Origin of the sequence: Okeania sp. SIO2F5 (assembly GCF_010692685.1) — a bacterium.
In the GTDB taxonomy this organism is placed as follows: Bacteria; Cyanobacteriota; Cyanobacteriia; order Cyanobacteriales; family Microcoleaceae; genus Okeania; species Okeania hirsuta.
The window spans coordinates 1-15,095 of sequence record NZ_JAAHGU010000097.1 but is presented as its reverse complement, the minus strand read 5'-3'; the positions used below and the strand labels follow the sequence as shown (position 1 = coordinate 15,095).

At 36.3% G+C, this 15,095-nt stretch carries 16 protein-coding genes and 2 pseudogenes; 7 read left to right on the top strand and 11 right to left on the bottom strand.

The window, feature by feature from the left end; translation table 11 throughout:
- Nucleotides 1-199: 199 nt before the first annotated feature.
- The 3 genes from F6K27_RS23375 to F6K27_RS23365 all read right to left on the bottom strand — a co-directional run bounded on the left by F6K27_RS23375 (nucleotide 200) and on the right by F6K27_RS23365 (nucleotide 2,928).
- Nucleotides 200-1,465 carry a tetratricopeptide repeat protein gene (locus tag F6K27_RS23375; protein ID WP_287278563.1) on the bottom strand — a complete coding sequence of 422 codons (1,266 nt, stop codon included), beginning with the start codon at nucleotides 1,463-1,465 and terminating at the stop codon, nucleotides 200-202.
- Between the two features lie 288 nt (nucleotides 1,466-1,753).
- Nucleotides 1,754-2,140, bottom strand: coding sequence for a VOC family protein (locus F6K27_RS23370; protein WP_287278562.1), 387 nt, complete (start codon nucleotides 2,138-2,140; stop codon nucleotides 1,754-1,756).
- 353 nt (nucleotides 2,141-2,493) lie between these two features.
- A complete protein-coding gene (locus F6K27_RS23365) occupies nucleotides 2,494-2,928 on the bottom strand; it encodes a Fur family transcriptional regulator (protein WP_287284580.1) in 435 nt (144 codons plus the stop codon).
- Nucleotides 2,929-3,089: 161 nt separating this feature from the next.
- Between F6K27_RS23365 and rd the strand changes: the two genes are divergently transcribed.
- Entirely contained in the window at nucleotides 3,090-3,803 is a 714-nt protein-coding gene (gene rd, locus F6K27_RS33950) for a rubredoxin (protein ID WP_353736055.1), read from the top strand.
- 278 nt (nucleotides 3,804-4,081) lie between these two features.
- Here the strand turns inward: rd and F6K27_RS23350 are convergent, their stop codons facing one another.
- The 3 genes from F6K27_RS23350 to F6K27_RS23340 all read right to left on the bottom strand — a co-directional run bounded on the left by F6K27_RS23350 (nucleotide 4,082) and on the right by F6K27_RS23340 (nucleotide 6,410).
- Nucleotides 4,082-4,828: a DUF4435 domain-containing protein gene (locus F6K27_RS23350; RefSeq protein ID WP_287278558.1), complete on the bottom strand. Its 747-nt coding sequence runs from the start codon at nucleotides 4,826-4,828 to the stop codon at nucleotides 4,082-4,084.
- A gap of 159 nt (nucleotides 4,829-4,987) precedes the next feature.
- Entirely contained in the window at nucleotides 4,988-5,725 is a 738-nt protein-coding gene (locus tag F6K27_RS23345; protein ID WP_287278556.1) for an AAA family ATPase, read from the bottom strand.
- 52 nt (nucleotides 5,726-5,777) lie between these two features.
- Complete coding sequence (locus tag F6K27_RS23340; RefSeq protein ID WP_287278555.1) at nucleotides 5,778-6,410, bottom strand: ThiF family adenylyltransferase; 633 nt, start codon at nucleotides 6,408-6,410, stop codon at nucleotides 5,778-5,780.
- On the opposite strand from F6K27_RS23340, the gene F6K27_RS23335 reads away from it, so the two are divergent.
- Both F6K27_RS23335 and F6K27_RS23330 read left to right on the top strand, forming a co-directional pair.
- Complete coding sequence (locus F6K27_RS23335; protein ID WP_287278553.1) at nucleotides 6,399-6,569, top strand: hypothetical protein; 171 nt, start codon at nucleotides 6,399-6,401, stop codon at nucleotides 6,567-6,569. The genes F6K27_RS23340 and F6K27_RS23335 overlap by 12 nt on opposite strands.
- A gap of 319 nt (nucleotides 6,570-6,888) precedes the next feature.
- Nucleotides 6,889-7,242, top strand: coding sequence for a four helix bundle protein (locus tag F6K27_RS23330; RefSeq protein ID WP_287278551.1), 354 nt, complete (start codon nucleotides 6,889-6,891; stop codon nucleotides 7,240-7,242).
- Nucleotides 7,243-7,308: 66 nt separating this feature from the next.
- Here F6K27_RS23330 and F6K27_RS23325 read toward each other — a convergent pair whose 3' ends face one another.
- Nucleotides 7,309-8,148, bottom strand: a complete 840-nt coding sequence (locus F6K27_RS23325) for a hypothetical protein (protein ID WP_287278549.1) — start codon at nucleotides 8,146-8,148, stop codon at nucleotides 7,309-7,311.
- Between the two features lie 658 nt (nucleotides 8,149-8,806).
- On the bottom strand, nucleotides 8,807-8,995 hold the full coding sequence (locus F6K27_RS23320; RefSeq protein ID WP_287278548.1) for a cyanobactin biosynthesis PatC/TenC/TruC family protein: 189 nt from the start codon (nucleotides 8,993-8,995) through the stop codon (nucleotides 8,807-8,809).
- 317 nt (nucleotides 8,996-9,312) lie between these two features.
- Between F6K27_RS23320 and F6K27_RS23315 the strand changes: the two genes are divergently transcribed.
- Together F6K27_RS23315 and F6K27_RS23310 are read left to right on the top strand one after the other, a co-directional pair.
- Complete coding sequence (locus F6K27_RS23315) at nucleotides 9,313-9,489, top strand: hypothetical protein (RefSeq protein ID WP_161564338.1); 177 nt, start codon at nucleotides 9,313-9,315, stop codon at nucleotides 9,487-9,489.
- 457 nt (nucleotides 9,490-9,946) lie between these two features.
- The gene (locus F6K27_RS23310) at nucleotides 9,947-10,321 is read left to right on the top strand and encodes a hypothetical protein (RefSeq protein WP_124143352.1); all 375 of its coding nucleotides are present in this window, start codon (nucleotides 9,947-9,949) and stop codon (nucleotides 10,319-10,321) included.
- A 495-nt stretch (nucleotides 10,322-10,816) separates the two neighbouring features.
- Here the strand turns inward: F6K27_RS23310 and F6K27_RS23305 are convergent, their stop codons facing one another.
- From F6K27_RS23305 to F6K27_RS23300, 3 genes and pseudogenes are all read right to left on the bottom strand, one after another.
- Nucleotides 10,817-11,809 carry a PatA/PatG family cyanobactin maturation protease gene (locus F6K27_RS23305; protein ID WP_353736054.1) on the bottom strand — a complete coding sequence of 331 codons (993 nt, stop codon included), beginning with the start codon at nucleotides 11,807-11,809 and terminating at the stop codon, nucleotides 10,817-10,819.
- Nucleotides 11,810-11,883: 74 nt separating this feature from the next.
- On the bottom strand, nucleotides 11,884-12,072 hold the full coding sequence (locus F6K27_RS33945) for a hypothetical protein (protein ID WP_353736053.1): 189 nt from the start codon (nucleotides 12,070-12,072) through the stop codon (nucleotides 11,884-11,886).
- Between the two features lie 24 nt (nucleotides 12,073-12,096).
- Nucleotides 12,097-12,597, bottom strand: a pseudogene (locus F6K27_RS23300) (S8 family serine peptidase).
- 211 nt (nucleotides 12,598-12,808) lie between these two features.
- Here F6K27_RS23300 and F6K27_RS23295 point away from each other — a divergent pair.
- Complete coding sequence (locus F6K27_RS23295; RefSeq protein ID WP_287278545.1) at nucleotides 12,809-13,054, top strand: helix-turn-helix domain-containing protein; 246 nt, start codon at nucleotides 12,809-12,811, stop codon at nucleotides 13,052-13,054.
- Between the two features lie 103 nt (nucleotides 13,055-13,157).
- Nucleotides 13,158-14,621 (top strand): annotated as a pseudogene (locus F6K27_RS23290) (IS66 family transposase).
- Nucleotides 14,622-15,095 lie beyond the last annotated feature (474 nt).

Below are 15,095 nucleotides of genomic sequence, written 5' to 3'. Positions count from 1 at the left end.
TCGCGGGCAAGATTCCCACACTACAAACACTGAAACATTCATATTTGTACCTCATAATATCTGCAATTTGCTGCCATTAATTATCAAAATAACATGGGTCTAAAACCCTGCCTTTTAAGGTGCAATATTTTTGGAGCGAAGCTCAAATCCCCGTGACAAAAATAACTTCTGACTTCTGACTTCTGACTTCGTTATCCTACTATTGTTGATAATCAGATATAACTTTTTCCAAATACCAAATCTTATCCCTTCCCGGATATTTTTCTCGAATTTTTGCGATTAATCTTTCTGCCATTTCCCAATGCCCACCAACCATTTTTAAAAGTTTTTGTTGTAGTTGTTTATATTGATTATCTTCATTAATATTTTGATTTTGACTAGGAGCAGTTCCCTGAATTTTCTTCAAGTTATCTAAGGTTTTTTTATAGTTATTCCAGTCTTCAGCATCCCCGAATAATTTAGCAGCATTCTGATAATCATCTATGGCTTTTTTCATTTCTTCTAAACGGGAATAAACAATGCCTCGATGATAAAAAGCTTTGGCTTCATTAGGGTTGATTTTTAATGCTTGTTCGTAATCTTTCATTGCTTCTTGATATGCTCCCATATCCCGATAAGTATTTCCCCGACTTACATAAATAAGTGAATTATTCGGTTCAATTTTTAAAGCTGCATCAAAGTCAGCGATCGCTCCTTTAAAATCTCCCATTTTACTGCGAATTGCCCCTCGATTTTGATAAGCTAAAACATCTCGGTCGTTAAATTGCAAAGCTTGATTAAAATCTGATATTGCGCCTAAATTATCCCCTTGTTTATAACGAATAATTCCCCTGCAACAATAGGCTTGATAATCTTCTGGATCTACTTGTAAAGCCCAGTTTAAATCTGCTATTACTCCCTGGCGATCGCCTTTTTCAAATTTTCTTAAAATCTTAGCTAAAAATGTTTTACTATCACCTTTTTGGAGATTATTTTCAGTTTTTACAGCAGTAGTAGATACAGATTGTATTTGTTTAATATTATCCAAACATTTCCGACAATTAATTGCATCTTTCTGTTCTAAATACAATTCTGCTCCCCGCTTAAAATTATCTATGGCATCTGCTTGATTATCTTGTTGACGATAAGCATTACCTAATAGTTTATATGCAGGAGCATAATGATTATTAATAGTAATTATTTGATTTGCATCTACAATAGTTGCCGAAATATCTTTTACTGCCAACTTAGCAATACCACGAGCTAAATAAGCATCTATATAATTAGGATTAATTGCTAAAGCTTGAGTATAATCAGCGATCGCTTCTTTGTTATTTCCTAAATCAAACTTTGCTAAACCTCGGCCATAATAAGCTTCAGCAAAATTAGGATTAATTTCTATAACTCTACTAAAATATTGAATTGCTGCCTCATAATCTCTAGCACGAGATTTTGCTACTGCTTGCTTATAGATTTCTTGTTCCATTACACTCTAAATTAATTGTTTTATGAATAATCCTAGCATTTATTTGAAGGAAGAAGGAAGAAGGAAGAAGGAAGAAAGGAAGAAAGAAGAAGGAAAAAGTGGATGGGTACTAAACCCCTTCTTGAGTAGACTAGGGACCTTGCATGCAACGTCCGTACAGGGAGAGAACTCACCTCTGCTCCCAGGAGGGGGGAAGTAAACAATTAATAATTATCTCTCCTTGAAAAGAAGAGGTAATTGTTAATTATTAATTATTAATTATTAATTATTAATTATTGAATGCCTTTTTCAACTTTCATAAATTTCCAGAGGCAACCCATCTGGGTCGGGAAAGAAAGTAAAACGTTTGCCAGTTATTTCATCAATTCTAATATTTTCTACTTCTATATTGTGAGATTTTAAATAATCGACAGATTCATCAATATTATCTACTTCTAAAGCTAAATGTCTCAAACCACAAGCTTCTGGACGAGTTAATCTTTTTGGAGGGTTGGGAAATGAAAATAACTCTATGCGATCGCCACTTCCTACAAGTAAATCTAATTTATAAGAATTGCGTGCTTTTCTCCAAGTTTCTTGAATAATTTCAAACCCTAAAATATTCACATAAAAATGTTTTGATTTTTCATAATTAGAGCAAATAATTGCAACGTGATTGAAGCTTTTGATTTTCATAGGGTAATTCTAATAATTGGCAATAGTAATTAACAAAAAGAATATCATAAACGAAGGCAGAGGGAACAATTGCTTGGGGTTTGAGTCCCCATCGATTTTTTCTTCCTTCCTTCTTTCTTACTTCTTCCTTTTTCCTTCTTTCTTAGCGATACTAAAATATTCGCGAGCAAGATGCTCGCACTATTTTTCTCTTATTCTTTCTTCCTTCTTCCTTCTTTCTTCTTTCTTAGCGATACTAAAATATTCGCGAGCAAGATGCTCGCACTATTTTTCTCTTATTCCTCCTTCCTTCTTCTTTCTTCTTTCTTCCTTCTTCCTTCTTCCTTCTTCCTTCCTTCTTCCTTCTTCAATGCCTATAATTTATTACAACTTTCACGAGTGCATGTACCCTTAACAATAACCTGATAACTTTCAGGATAAATTCCTGGTGGTAAACGATCTACTTGTAAATTACTAAAAGTTTCCCAGTCGATATCAATGATCGCGCCACACTTTTGACAGCAAAAATGATGATGAGGTTTAACGTTAGCGTCATAACGAGTTACTCCCTCTTCCAGCAATACTTCTTTAACTAACCCTACTTCTCGTAACACAGTTAAGGCGCTATAAATAGTTGCCTTGGAAGAAATTGGTAACTCACGGTTGACTTCACTCAGTATCTCCTCAACTGTGGGATGGTCTGAACGAGATAAAAGATTAGCATAAACCGCAAACCGCTGAGGAGTAATTCTCAGTCCTTTAGATTGCATTTCTTTCTTAATATTTGTTGCAGTATAGTTACTGTTCATTAATTTAAGCTTATTATATACATTTTATACCAATTTCAGATTATAACACATCTCAACAAATATTGGTTGTTAAATTAAAATCAATATTTTTCTTGACACTTTCTTAAATCAGAATTATTCTTAGATATAAGAGAGTCAAAGAAATAATTCAGGAGAACACCATGGACTTGTCCAACTCTAACACCGCCAAAAACTTGTCTGATGCCTTTGGAGGAGAATCAATGGCTAACCGTAAATATCTCTTCTTTGCCGAAGTAACCAAGAAATTGGGCATGGAAGATTTAGCCAAACTTTTCCGGGAAACAGCTAACCAAGAAACTCAACACGCTTTTTCCCACTTTCGTCTACTTCACCCAGAGTTAGTGGTAGACGACCCATCTACTTTGACCGAAAAGCAGAAAAAAGCGATCGCTTCTCGTTGTTTAGAGTTAGCAATTGAAGGAGAGACCTACGAATATACAACTATGTACCCAGAATTTGCCGAGCAAGCACGGGTAGACCGCGATAGTGCAGCGGCAGCAGAATTTAAGGAGCAAGAGGAAGAGTCTCGCGAACACGCTTCCATGTTTCGGCAAGCAACTCATAAGTTTGGTTTATTGACTAGCATTGAGCATCACCATGCGGATCAATATACCGAAGCTCTCGAAGGTTTGAATGGCGTTGCACCGAAACAAAAAGCTGCTCGAAAGGAAGCTGCAACCCGTAAATGGATCTGTCGGGTGTGTTCGATGATTTACGATCCAGTTGTTGGCGATCCTGACTCTGGTATTGCTCCTGGTACAGCATTTGAAGATATTTCTGAAGATTGGTCTTGCCCTATTTGTGGAGCGCAGAAGAAATCTTTTGTTCCTTATGAAGAAGCGGTTGCAGCTTAAGTGTTTCTTTCTGTTGAAGGAAGAAGGAAGAGGGAAGAAGGAAGAATATTGCTTTGTCTTAGTTTTAAGCTTTTTATCTATCCTAACTTTTCCTTCGACCTCTATATATCAAATCTGACTGATAACTTACTATAAAGTCACTGCCATAGGAAAGTAATCTCTAATAGTTTTTGGGGTTGCTTTTCTAAATTATATTTTACGATGATAGAACTGAATTACTACGATATCTTTTTTTAGTTTATTTTGAAGATATCTAATTATTTACTTCTGTTTTATGTCTAATCTAGTATTGGAGCATATTGTTTTAACGCTGAGATAATTTTTTCCCTATTTTCAGTAGATAAAAGTCTAATAATATGATTACTATAATCACGCACTTCAAAAAACTTTGAAATTGATTTTGATAATCCTTTGTTATTGTAATACAATAAGGCTTTTTTATAATTTTTTTCTTGAATTATTTGATTATATATTTCCAAGTTTTTATCATAGATTTTGCTGACATCAATAGAATCACAAAGATCCTTTAAGGCTACAGATAATTGGTCTTTTCCCTTTGCCTTTGTATTAAACATATTTAATTTGAATTCTATCTCAGCAGATGAACGCTTCGAGCATTGATCTTCTAAATTTTCTGAAATTTTATTTATGACAAAATCTAAAACTTGCTGATAAATTTTCTTATAGTCGAATCCTTGATTATTTGCAACAATTTCTAGTAGTTCAGGTACACATAAAATATTCTCAATTTCAGCAACATTCAAAGGTTTTATACCAGATTTTTTGAGAGCTTTTATTTCATCTTCAGTTCTATAGTCCATATCAATAACACCAAAAGCTTTGATGTGATGAAATTCTGAATTATCTCGCATTGCTTTTGTTGACTCAATCACCTTATCACAACCTCCACGAGGCACTATTAAATAATTTGGATATATTGCCGAATAAATCTTATAATCTAAGCTGCCTTTATCACCCTCAACAAAAACAATTTTTTTTCTACTTCCTAAAATTTCAAGAAGCACTGGTTCTGGTAAATTTTCACTTTCTGGTACTTCATCCCAATCCCATTGTTTACCGTCATAACTTTTAACTAATATTTTTTTAGCTCCTATTCTAGAGGCAGCAAAGTCAAGATCGTGGGTAATATAAATAAATAGACAAGTAGGTTTTGCTGCTTCAATTTATGACCAAAGCTTATTCATTAACGACTTATGAAGATGAATTTCTGGCTCATCTATAATTAAAATAGAGTCATTTGGTACGCATAAACATTGAGCCATTAAATATAAAGCGACTCTTTCTCCATCACTCATTTCTCGACCATGATAAGTATCACTATTTGAAATAGCAGCAGTAACCTTATCATTTTCAATCACAAGTTTTCTATGAGGTAGAATATCTTTCCAAATACGCTGTATTACATCAATAGGAGAGTCAGAAATTGTCGGAGATTGATCATTTCCTTCGCTTTGCATTTCTCTAATTTGATCGACAATTCTACTATTTCGATTATTTTCTTTTGCAAAAAGAAGAGAAAGAACTTGGTTATAATCATCAAGCATAGGTGTAACACTTAACTCCGGTCTCTGATTAGCTTTCCATCGTTGCATCATCTTTATTTGCAATTCTTCCCTGCCTTGAGGTATAGCACTGATACCAAATAAGAACTCATTGATAGCTTTTTCCATACTTGTAAGAGGCACATACTCAGAAAAATCTAAATTTTTTTGGGCGGAAATTCTGTGAACCACTTGAGAACTTTCTTGATGTTCCTCTATCCAACGACCAAGTCTACTCTTACCAGAACCATTAGCTCCTATAATTACAACTGCTTCAGAGCATTCTAAAGGCTCATTTTCACTTTTTCCTTTTCTAGGTGGAAATATTAACTTTTTGTTTAACATTTCTATTTTATTCATATAAAAGTTAGGTAAATTCCTAATTATTAAAATGTTAGCAAATTTTATAATTCTAAAAATCTATAGACCTAACAGCAAAATCTCCTAAAGTCACAGTAAAATTATCCTGCTGTTTTGTCGCTGCAAAATTCACTACAACTTCACAAGCAACAGCAACAGTTAACATTACTAAATTTCTCGCTAATGGATAATCACAAATATCATCATTTACTGGAGAAGGGACTCGATAATTTTCATTCCAAATTATCTCTGAATATTCAGAAGCTAACCCTACATGAACACAAAAAATATTAGCATCAGCACAATAATTTTTCACAGCACTCCGACTAATACTATTATCAAAAGTATCAATCACTAACTCACTTTTTCCTAATAGTTTACCTGCATTTTCTTCAGTTAATTGTTGAGCTTGACTATCAATTTTTACTCCTAAAGCACGATAAAGACTATTGGTCAAAATTTTAACCTTAAAAGCTCCCACATCAGAACGATAATAAGGTTGAGTAGATAGGTTACGCTCCTCAATGCGATCGCAATCTATAACCCGTAATTTACTAAACCCAGAACGAGCTAAATTTTCAGTAAGATTTGCTCCTAAAGCACCTGCTCCACAAATAGTTATTGACAAATTTTTTAGCTTTGTCATAATTTCTGCACTGCGGTAAAGTTGTTCGTGAAAAAACATAGTTTTGAAGGAAGAAGTAAGAAGGAAGAAGGAAGAAGTAAGAAGGAAGGAAAGGGGAAGTTGGAAGGAGTAAAGTTGGAAGTTAAAAGTTATCAACTGGAAGGAATAAGGGATATAATTTATCAGGAAGAAGTAATAATCGGTAAAGTTAGAAATTAAAAGTTATCAATGTTTTGAAGGAAGAAGGAAGAGGGAAGAAGGAAGAAGGACTAAAGTTGGAAAGAAGAAGTAAGAAGGAAGGAAAGAAGAAGTAAGAAGGGGTAAAGTTAGAAATTAAAAGTTATCAATTGGAAGAAAGAAGGGATATAATTTATCAGGAAGAAGTAATAATCGGTAAAAATTGCTTGGAGTTTATAGACTTGGAGTAGCTTTTTGGAGACTATCCCTATCTACTTTTTCCTTCTTCTTTCCTTCTTCTTTCTTACTTCCTTCTTCCTTCTTCCTTCTTACTTATTCCTTATTAAAGGTATTTTAAATTATGGGTAGTCATCGAGAACAATATATATGGAAAAGAGGTGTTAAAATGGCTATTAACTGCTACCAAATAACTCAACATTTTCCCACTTCTGAACTTTACGGTTTAACCAGTCAAATTCGTCGTAGTTGTGTTTCAGTTCCTTCACATATTGCTGAAGGATATGGCAGAACAAGTAAAGTTGAATATATACGTTTTCTCAGAATTGCTCTAGGTTCTCTCAGAGAGTTAGACACCCAATTAATTATTGCTAAAGCAGTAAATTTAGCTAAACCAGAACTATTTAATTCTATCATTCAAGAAGTTGATGAACTACAACGTCTCATTATAGCTACTATTCGTAAATTAGAAGCATAATTTTCCTCCTTCTTCCTTCCCTCTTCCCTTTTCCCTCTTCCTTCTTCCCTCTTCCTTCTTCCTTCTTTAATACCTCTGTTCAACAACACCCACTAAAGACTGTAAGTCAAAATGTCGATCGCCGCCACTCAGACAAATACCAGCACTCACCACAGTTAAATCATTTTTATCAATAGCGGAAGTATGACCTTCTCCATCCCTTGTCACCCATTCTACTTGCCAATAAGTAGAGCGATCGCGAAAATTCTGCAATTCACCTCCTCCCATTTCTAACGCTTCACGCAATTGTTTTTCATCCCTTTGTTGTTGCATTTGTTTCAAAAATTCTTCTTTTTGTCGCGCTACTAAGTCATAAACTGTTTTCATTTCTGGAGTTATCCCCTTAAACTTAACCTCTTTGGGTGGCGTAATATTTTTCAACGCTTCCCGTAACTGTTCCGCAACAAAAGGGTCAGCACGGCGATCGATATCTTCATACCACCAAGAACTACCATCAAATCTAGCAATTATTGACTCAAACATAGCTCCTTCTGTTACTAGATGAACTGCTATAGGTTTAGCAAAACCAAAACGTTGTTTAGCATCAGATTCATTAGTTGGATATGCTAGCCATTTTTGCCCTTTTAATTGACAAGCAAGGAATAATCTAAGAGGTTTTAAAAGTTGGAAATATTCCTCTAATTGAGGCAAATTTGGTTCTTCTACAAATTTTGCTATTTTGTCATTAATTGGTTGAAAAATTCCCCAACCTTCAATTTTTTTAGGTTGAGTTTGAAAGGTATAAACCATTCCTGCTACTCTTGTTTTAACTCGCCCATTTCTTATACAAGGTGCTAGAAATTGAATATTATTTAACTGTGCTTCTTGAGCGGCTAATTTGTTTAATAAATTCCGAATATCTGTCATAGTTTTTGATTTATTGAAGAAGGAAGAGGGAAGAAGGAAGAAGGAAGAAAGAAGAAGGAATAAGTAATATCATGTCTGTTGGTATCGTTTGTGTAAAAGTTAGCGTGGATATCTACAGGAAATTTAAGTTTTTTTCTTGCTCTTAAGCCTTCCTGCCTGTTGCCTGTTGCCTACCTTTGCTATACAATACCGATGCTACCGGACATGATATAAGAATGGGTAAATTTGGAAGTTAAAATTTATTAACTGGAAGGAAGATAGTAATATTTAATTTCTGGAGATTTTTATTAGACATCTTCAATTATAAAAAATCAAATCAATTATCGCACAGAAATTATCAATTATTTCCCCCTACTCCCTACTCCCTTTTCCCTCTTTTCTGGAGATGTCTATTTAGCAACAAAGAAATAGTTTGGTATCAAGAATTTTAAGTTTTAACTTCTTAATATTAAATTCCTTTGCTTTGTGAGTAATATCATTTCTAGCATCAGTAGAGGCAAACGGCCGTTTACCCCTACAATGTTGACTGTTATTTTTTAATTTCAATACTGAATTATAGCAGTCGAAGCAAAGGACGCGGACAGATCAAAAGCTTAAAAATCAAACAAAGCAAGACTTTTCTTTCTTCTACTATATACCAATGCTACTGGATTCGATATTAAGCCCAAATGCGTCCGCGACAGAAAGGTTTATCGTCTTCCCTCTTCTGGTCTTTGAACATAATTTTCCAATGTGCATAGTCTTCCAGACCAGTTGCCAGCATCATAGATTCTTGTTCTTGCTCAGATAGATGTTGATTTTCGCTGTTACTCAAATTTTGAGAAGCTTGAGGTGTTTGCTCTGACATAATTATCCTTATTTAACAACATTATAAATTTTTTCAAGATTAGCGATCACCCGACTATCCAGGTGCAGAGGACTCTCAGAAACCCCAACCAGAGAACTTGAGCTGATTGTAAGTCGGATAATTATAGAACCCATTTGAGATCTATTTAATAAAGAGATGGAGATATCTTACAAGGGTATGTTTTTGATATTGGCAACCAAAACAACTTCTCTCGACTGACTGAAAGCTTGATTTTTTCGTTGTCTTAGTCTAAAACTAAGAACGCTGAAACCCATATTTTTCCTAGGTTTCTTAAAAACATAAAGTATTATGCCATAGTGAGCAAAAGAGGAGCGAAATCAACTATTCCACCACGCCAAAATGCTGTGATTGGAAAGCGTGGCAACTGCAAAGCTGCTCTCCATCCCAGAGACGAGAGTCTCAGACGAATTCGTAAAAAAGGACGTAATCAATGGAAGCATGAAAGTGGATATCATCAACGCACTAAGAGCTGATTTATAAAGTAAATATTAAGAGGCTGAATTTATGGCAATACAAGGGTTTTGGGAGTTATAGTCCAAGAAAACCTAAATCCCTGAGAGTTAGATAAAATAAGGGTTTTAGCTAAGTTTACAAATCAGCTCTAAGATCGCAAACCACTATGTTTAGACTCAAAGTTTGATTTGGGGGTAAACTGCGAAGACAATTGTTTGAAAACCAAGCAGTGGAGTTATTCATTCAATACCCTATGCAAGGGCCACATGATACAGAATGGTAAACCCGAAAGTTATCAAATAGACGTAGAGAGTTATTTTTGATTTTAACATCTCTTTAAACATCTCAAAATTTAATCTTTTTTTAAGGAATTAATTCTTATTATAAAGTTAAGAAATTAGAAATAATAGCTAATTATACTCAATGTTTATTAAAATTGAAGAATGTAAACTTAATTTTCGGGTAGTGAAGAAATATATGGAACTATTGCAAGAACAAATTATTGCTTTGAGTAAAAAAATTGAAGCAATACACACCATTATTGAAAAACTGAACGATCAGGTATCAACCTTTATAATTAAACAGAAGGTAAATAAACATCCATCTACAGAAACTACTTCTAATCTGATACATGTCAATGAGCTAAAACAAAAATATAACGGTTTTGATCTAGAATTAGAACACAAAGATGTGCTAGTAGATGATGACTATATGAATCAAGGTAGTCAAAATATGGATGGAGAATTAACATCAGAGATTCAAATTCAACGGCTAACAGCTCAATTGACGGCGGCTTATAATAGAATTGCTGCTTTAGAAGAACAATTACTTTCAAGAAGAATTAAAACTTAGGTATATAGGGTAAATTAGATATGTAGGGTAAAAAGGGTAAAATAGAGGGCTACAAATGAGTTAAAAACCTAAACTAAATTGAGATGTTTTATATTAAATAGACTTAAATAAATGCTTTTAACCCTCAGTAATTAGGTTAGCAAAATTAAACGTCTAATATACGGATGTTGTAAATTTATCCAAACCTGGGCGGAATTCTGTATGTAGCCAATTCTACGGCTCTCCTAATAGATCTATCATACCATACTTATGATACTAAATCCGCCGAGCCAAAGGTACTTTTCAATCCTCTCTAACCTTTCTGCCCTCTGGTTTACCATCGTAATAAAGATACTCATAGATAGATAGCCGGATTTAGTGTAGCTTATCCTCTTCAAAGTTAACTTTATTTATGATCGGCTATCAGAATTTTCTTATTAGAATTATGTCTCCTGAGTCCTGAGTCCTGAGTCCTGATTCCTGAATTATGCAATAACTAATTATGGGGATACTCTATTACTTCGGAACAGACCAAGACCGCATTTTACCTAATGTTACAGGCATCAAGTCAGATACATCAATAGTAAAACGATATACTTTTTTTGCCCTCCTAGTGTTATCTGGATTAAAAAACTTGAGCTTTACATCCCAACAGTTGCTATTGTAAGGACAGAAAGGACTTTTTTCGACTTCTATACTGTGCAACTCCATACCAACTGCTACTGCTTTAGAAATAGAAGCTGTTGATTGAAAAGCGTTTGTCGCAGCAAAGTTAATGGCCCGATCACGGTCTGCTTGTCCCAAGTTGCGGAGGTCATAATAAACCCGTTGCAGAAAACTTCTTAGAGATTTTCGTATTGCTTCTTCTTCAGCTTCTTCTCGCTCTGCACTTACTGATGCGAGGGCACTATCTATCAGCATATTCACTGTCCAACCATACATTCCTCTGGGACTATATATTTTTACCACAGGTAGAATTTGCCCAGAAAATAATTTCACAGTTTTGTCGCTCAACCTACCAGTGATGCTGACTCTTTCGATGTAACCTTCATTGTCTTCTTCCTCAACCTCTCCTGCTAACATATTTTGCAGAGTTTTATAAATATCCTCGGCAAATGCGCCTACAGGTTGGAGGGCGTAAATAGGAGTTAATTCTATATTTAATGTCCAGATTAAAGATTTGGCTTCATATAAATTAGCATCTAAATAATTTGCCATTTGGCTAGCATTATAAGGGTTCGCAGGAACTTGAACTCCTAAAATAACTGCTGCTGGCATCAACTGTTTAAATGAGTCACGCCGTGCTTCTGTGCCAAAATCATAACCCACTGTTCCCAAAGCATAAATTTTGTTGGAAGTAGCACTGGGCGTAATACCTTGAGAAGGCAGAAGGCAGGAGCGGTGCGACCCCGCGTCGGCGTTAGACGCAAGGGAATGCGCACCAAGAGAGGCAGAAGGCAGAAGGTTCTGTTCAGTTGCGGATTCTGACCCCGAATGAATGGGAGTCACTAAACGGGAGTTCAGCGGAGGTTTGAAACCCCCTTTGGTTGCCAGAATGCTCCTGCCTATCTCCTGCGGAGACACTACGCGAACGGCATCGGGATAAATCTCTCCTGCCTCCTGCTCTCTGCCTTCTGCCTTTCTATCAACCCCACTATCTCCAATATTACATCTTCCTCTGGCGTTACCTCTGCCGTAGAAACTTCCACTGCTGCTAACTCCTTTCCTGTCAAAAGTTGAAAAGCTCCGGCAACATTGAGCTTACCTAACATACAGCGTTCTACTTCTTCGGTATCTTACAAAGTACAGGGAATGGCACTATTTGTTAATGCTGCCCGTATTGCTTCTGCATCTGGAGCTGCTCCTTGCTGCAATTGTAAACTCATTAGAAGTACCGAAATACCTGTTACCATTGGTGCTGCACAACTGGTACCTTTATTACGAACAGTTTCTTCTGTTCCTGGTTGAGCACCAAGAATATTTTCTCCGGGAGCAATAATACCTTGTTTTTGCTACTGCCCACCCCAGTTACTAAACTTGAATATTTGACCATTATCTTTCATTGCCCCTACTGACATTACTCCAGGCAATATAGCGGGAAGACACCAACATTCGCCTTTATTGTTTCCAGTCGGAGCAACAATTAAAATATTATTTTCTAGAGCTTGACGTACTGCTTTTTCCAATAGTTCGTGAGCAACGCCCGTTTTGCTAGGGCGGCAGGCAGCACAGTGGATAATATTTGCCCCTAAATCTACGGCCAGGTTAATGCCACGAGCTAAGTTTATAGAACCCATTTGGGTTCTCGAAGAAATTAGGCGATCGCCACTAATCTCTTCAACATCAGCCTGACAAAACAAATATTAATTTTGGTGGCAGCATGAGCAAGAGTTGTTTTCCTGCGGAATGCTGGGCAAACAAAATTTTTTACTAAACTTTTATACCAATTTCAAAAAATATTGTTACAATGAAATAGGTACAAAATTATTAAGTGATTGCAGTTATTAGATGAAAACAAAAACTCAAATATTAGAAACAGAATCTGAATTAAAAAAACTGTTGTCCCTGGAAACAGATGGCCGTATCAAAGAAAAATTACAAGCACTTTACTGGTTAAAAACGAAAAAGCTATATACTATCGGAGAAATAGCAGAGTTGCTCGGTTGTCATCGAGTGACAGTACAACATTGGTTTGGTGAATATCGTCGTAAGGATTCAGGTGAGAGCGATCGCTTAACAGGTCTTGAGTGGTAAGGATTCAGGAAATCTGCGAGAGCTTGACAAAAAATCAAACTACGGTAAAGTAAGGATATGAGTGAGTCACAAGCATCCCTAACTCCGGGAAAATCTCAACCAGTTGTCAAAGAAGGAACTGGTAAGGACGCTATTGGCTCAACAAAAAGTGATCGAAAAACTAGAACGAGAAATTGAGAAACTAAAAATTAGTCGAGATTTGGACAGCAAAAGTTCCTCCAAACCACCATCAACAGATATACTAAAAAAGTCAGAAACAGCAAAACACTCTGAAGATAATCCAAAGTCCGAGCCAAAAAAGAGACTCCCCGGAGGTCAACCAGGCCATCAGGGAAAGACTCGTCAAGGATTTTCTAGAATAGACAGAATCGAAATCCTCAAACCTTTTGTATGTATTAATTGTGGTCAAACAGAATTTTTAAGTGAGCCGATAGAAGTAGAAACCCAACAAGTAGCACAACTGGTAGCTCAACCCATAGAGATAGTAGAGTACCACCGTCACAGTTGTCAATGTAGAGGCTGTAGTCAAGTAACATCTGCTTCTTGGTCTTCTGAGATGATACCGGGACAAGATTTAGGAGTGAAGCTACAAGCCTTCCTGGGATGGTTAGGCCATATCGGACATCTACCCTACGAAAAACAACAAGAGATGTTATGGGAGTTGGGGAAAATTGATATTGGCTTAGGGACTTTAGTTAATACCAATCAAAGGTTGGAATCAGCAATCAAACCTCATGTAGAGCAATTGTCAAATTGGGTAAAAAAAGAACAACCATCAATTCATGTAGATGAAACACCTTGGCCTGTAAAGGGAATCAAGGAATGGCTATGGGTGTTGACAAATGAAGATTTCTGTCTGTTCCGAGCCGCCGATACTAGGAGTCGTGCTGAACTAGAATCCCAGTTAGGTAGTGAATACGGTGGTGTCATAAGTAGTGATGATTTAAGTGTGTACAATGGCTATCCAGTCAAAGCTTAACAGAAATGTCTAGCCCATCTACGTCGTCACTTTCAACGATTGATTCAATTACCAGGGGAAAATAATCAAGCCATTGGGAAAGCTTTTAAAGACTTAATTGATGAGGGATTTCGTCATTATAGCCAATGGCAACAAAATCAAGAGCGTGATGGTTATCGTCACTGGGCTGTTAGATTTAAACACAAGGTAGAGTCAACACTCAAACAATGGAGCAACAAAGCAGGTTATGAGGCAGGAAAATTGTTACGCAGCCTCAAGCTCAAAGCTGACCAATGGTGGTATTTTCTCCATCACCCAGAAATTCCTCCTGATAATAATCTTGCAGAGCGCTCATTAAGGCTAGCTATCACTAAACGAAAGGTAAGTGGTGGCTCCAGAAGCATGGAAAGATTTCAACACACAGCAAATTTACTGACTGTGGTACAAACCTGTCGTCGCCAGGGACGTTCTGTGATTGATTTCTTTGAGCAGTCTTTAAAGGCGTTTCGGCTGTCGCCGACATTAAACGCGGAGCGTGGCATCAGCCATATCGCTCTAGATAATGATAACTTATCAACTCTTTCTCTGATTCCTACATCTGATACCTGAATTATTAGGAAGCGATCGCTTTCACCTGAATCCTTACATATCGTCAACGGGGAATAGAAGGAATATTAAACAGAAAAAAAAGTCCCGGAAGGCCAAGAGCAGTACCACCAGAGATCGTCAATCAACTGACCAAAGAACTCACATCTGCGGAAGGTTTCTTTAGCTATGGTGAAGTTCAACAATGGCTGCAAGTGTTTTATGATTTAAAAGTTATAGCAATGAGCGCTGGCACGCTTTACATACTACTAATGTCTTAACATGTAGTATTAAGTTCTGCTACATGACCGATATTTTTGATATGCGATCGCAACTCAGTTCCTCTGTCGTGAGCAAAATATGCTTTTGCCTGCCATATCTGACATCAGAAGGTCTGCGATCGTGTCTCGGTTTCACCCCATCCAACCATGCTGATCTTCAAGTTTTATAGACTCGCTCCTTGAAATTTAATTCCTTGGAATAATTGATTTAACTACT

Coding starts and splice junctions, on each gene's coding strand:
- F6K27_RS23365 (WP_287284580.1), bottom strand. CDS start 2,928: ATGAACAGTAACTATACTGCAACAAATATTAAGAAAGAAATGCAATCT.
- F6K27_RS23345 (WP_287278556.1), bottom strand. CDS start 5,725: ATGAATAAAATAGAAATGTTAAACAAAAAGTTAATATTTCCACCTAGA.
- F6K27_RS23295 (WP_287278545.1), top strand. CDS start 12,809: ATGAAAACAAAAACTCAAATATTAGAAACAGAATCTGAATTAAAAAAA.
- F6K27_RS33945 (WP_353736053.1), bottom strand. CDS start 12,072: ATGTTAGGTAAGCTCAATGTTGCCGGAGCTTTTCAACTTTTGACAGGA.
- F6K27_RS23340 (WP_287278555.1), bottom strand. CDS start 6,410: ATGTTTTTTCACGAACAACTTTACCGCAGTGCAGAAATTATGACAAAG.
- rd (WP_353736055.1), top strand. CDS start 3,090: ATGGACTTGTCCAACTCTAACACCGCCAAAAACTTGTCTGATGCCTTT.
- F6K27_RS23320 (WP_287278548.1), bottom strand. CDS start 8,995: ATGTCAGAGCAAACACCTCAAGCTTCTCAAAATTTGAGTAACAGCGAA.
- F6K27_RS23330 (WP_287278551.1), top strand. CDS start 6,889: ATGGGTAGTCATCGAGAACAATATATATGGAAAAGAGGTGTTAAAATG.
- F6K27_RS23310 (WP_124143352.1), top strand. CDS start 9,947: ATGGAACTATTGCAAGAACAAATTATTGCTTTGAGTAAAAAAATTGAA.
- F6K27_RS23325 (WP_287278549.1), bottom strand. CDS start 8,148: ATGACAGATATTCGGAATTTATTAAACAAATTAGCCGCTCAAGAAGCA.
- F6K27_RS23370 (WP_287278562.1), bottom strand. CDS start 2,140: ATGAAAATCAAAAGCTTCAATCACGTTGCAATTATTTGCTCTAATTAT.
- F6K27_RS23375 (WP_287278563.1), bottom strand. CDS start 1,465: ATGGAACAAGAAATCTATAAGCAAGCAGTAGCAAAATCTCGTGCTAGA.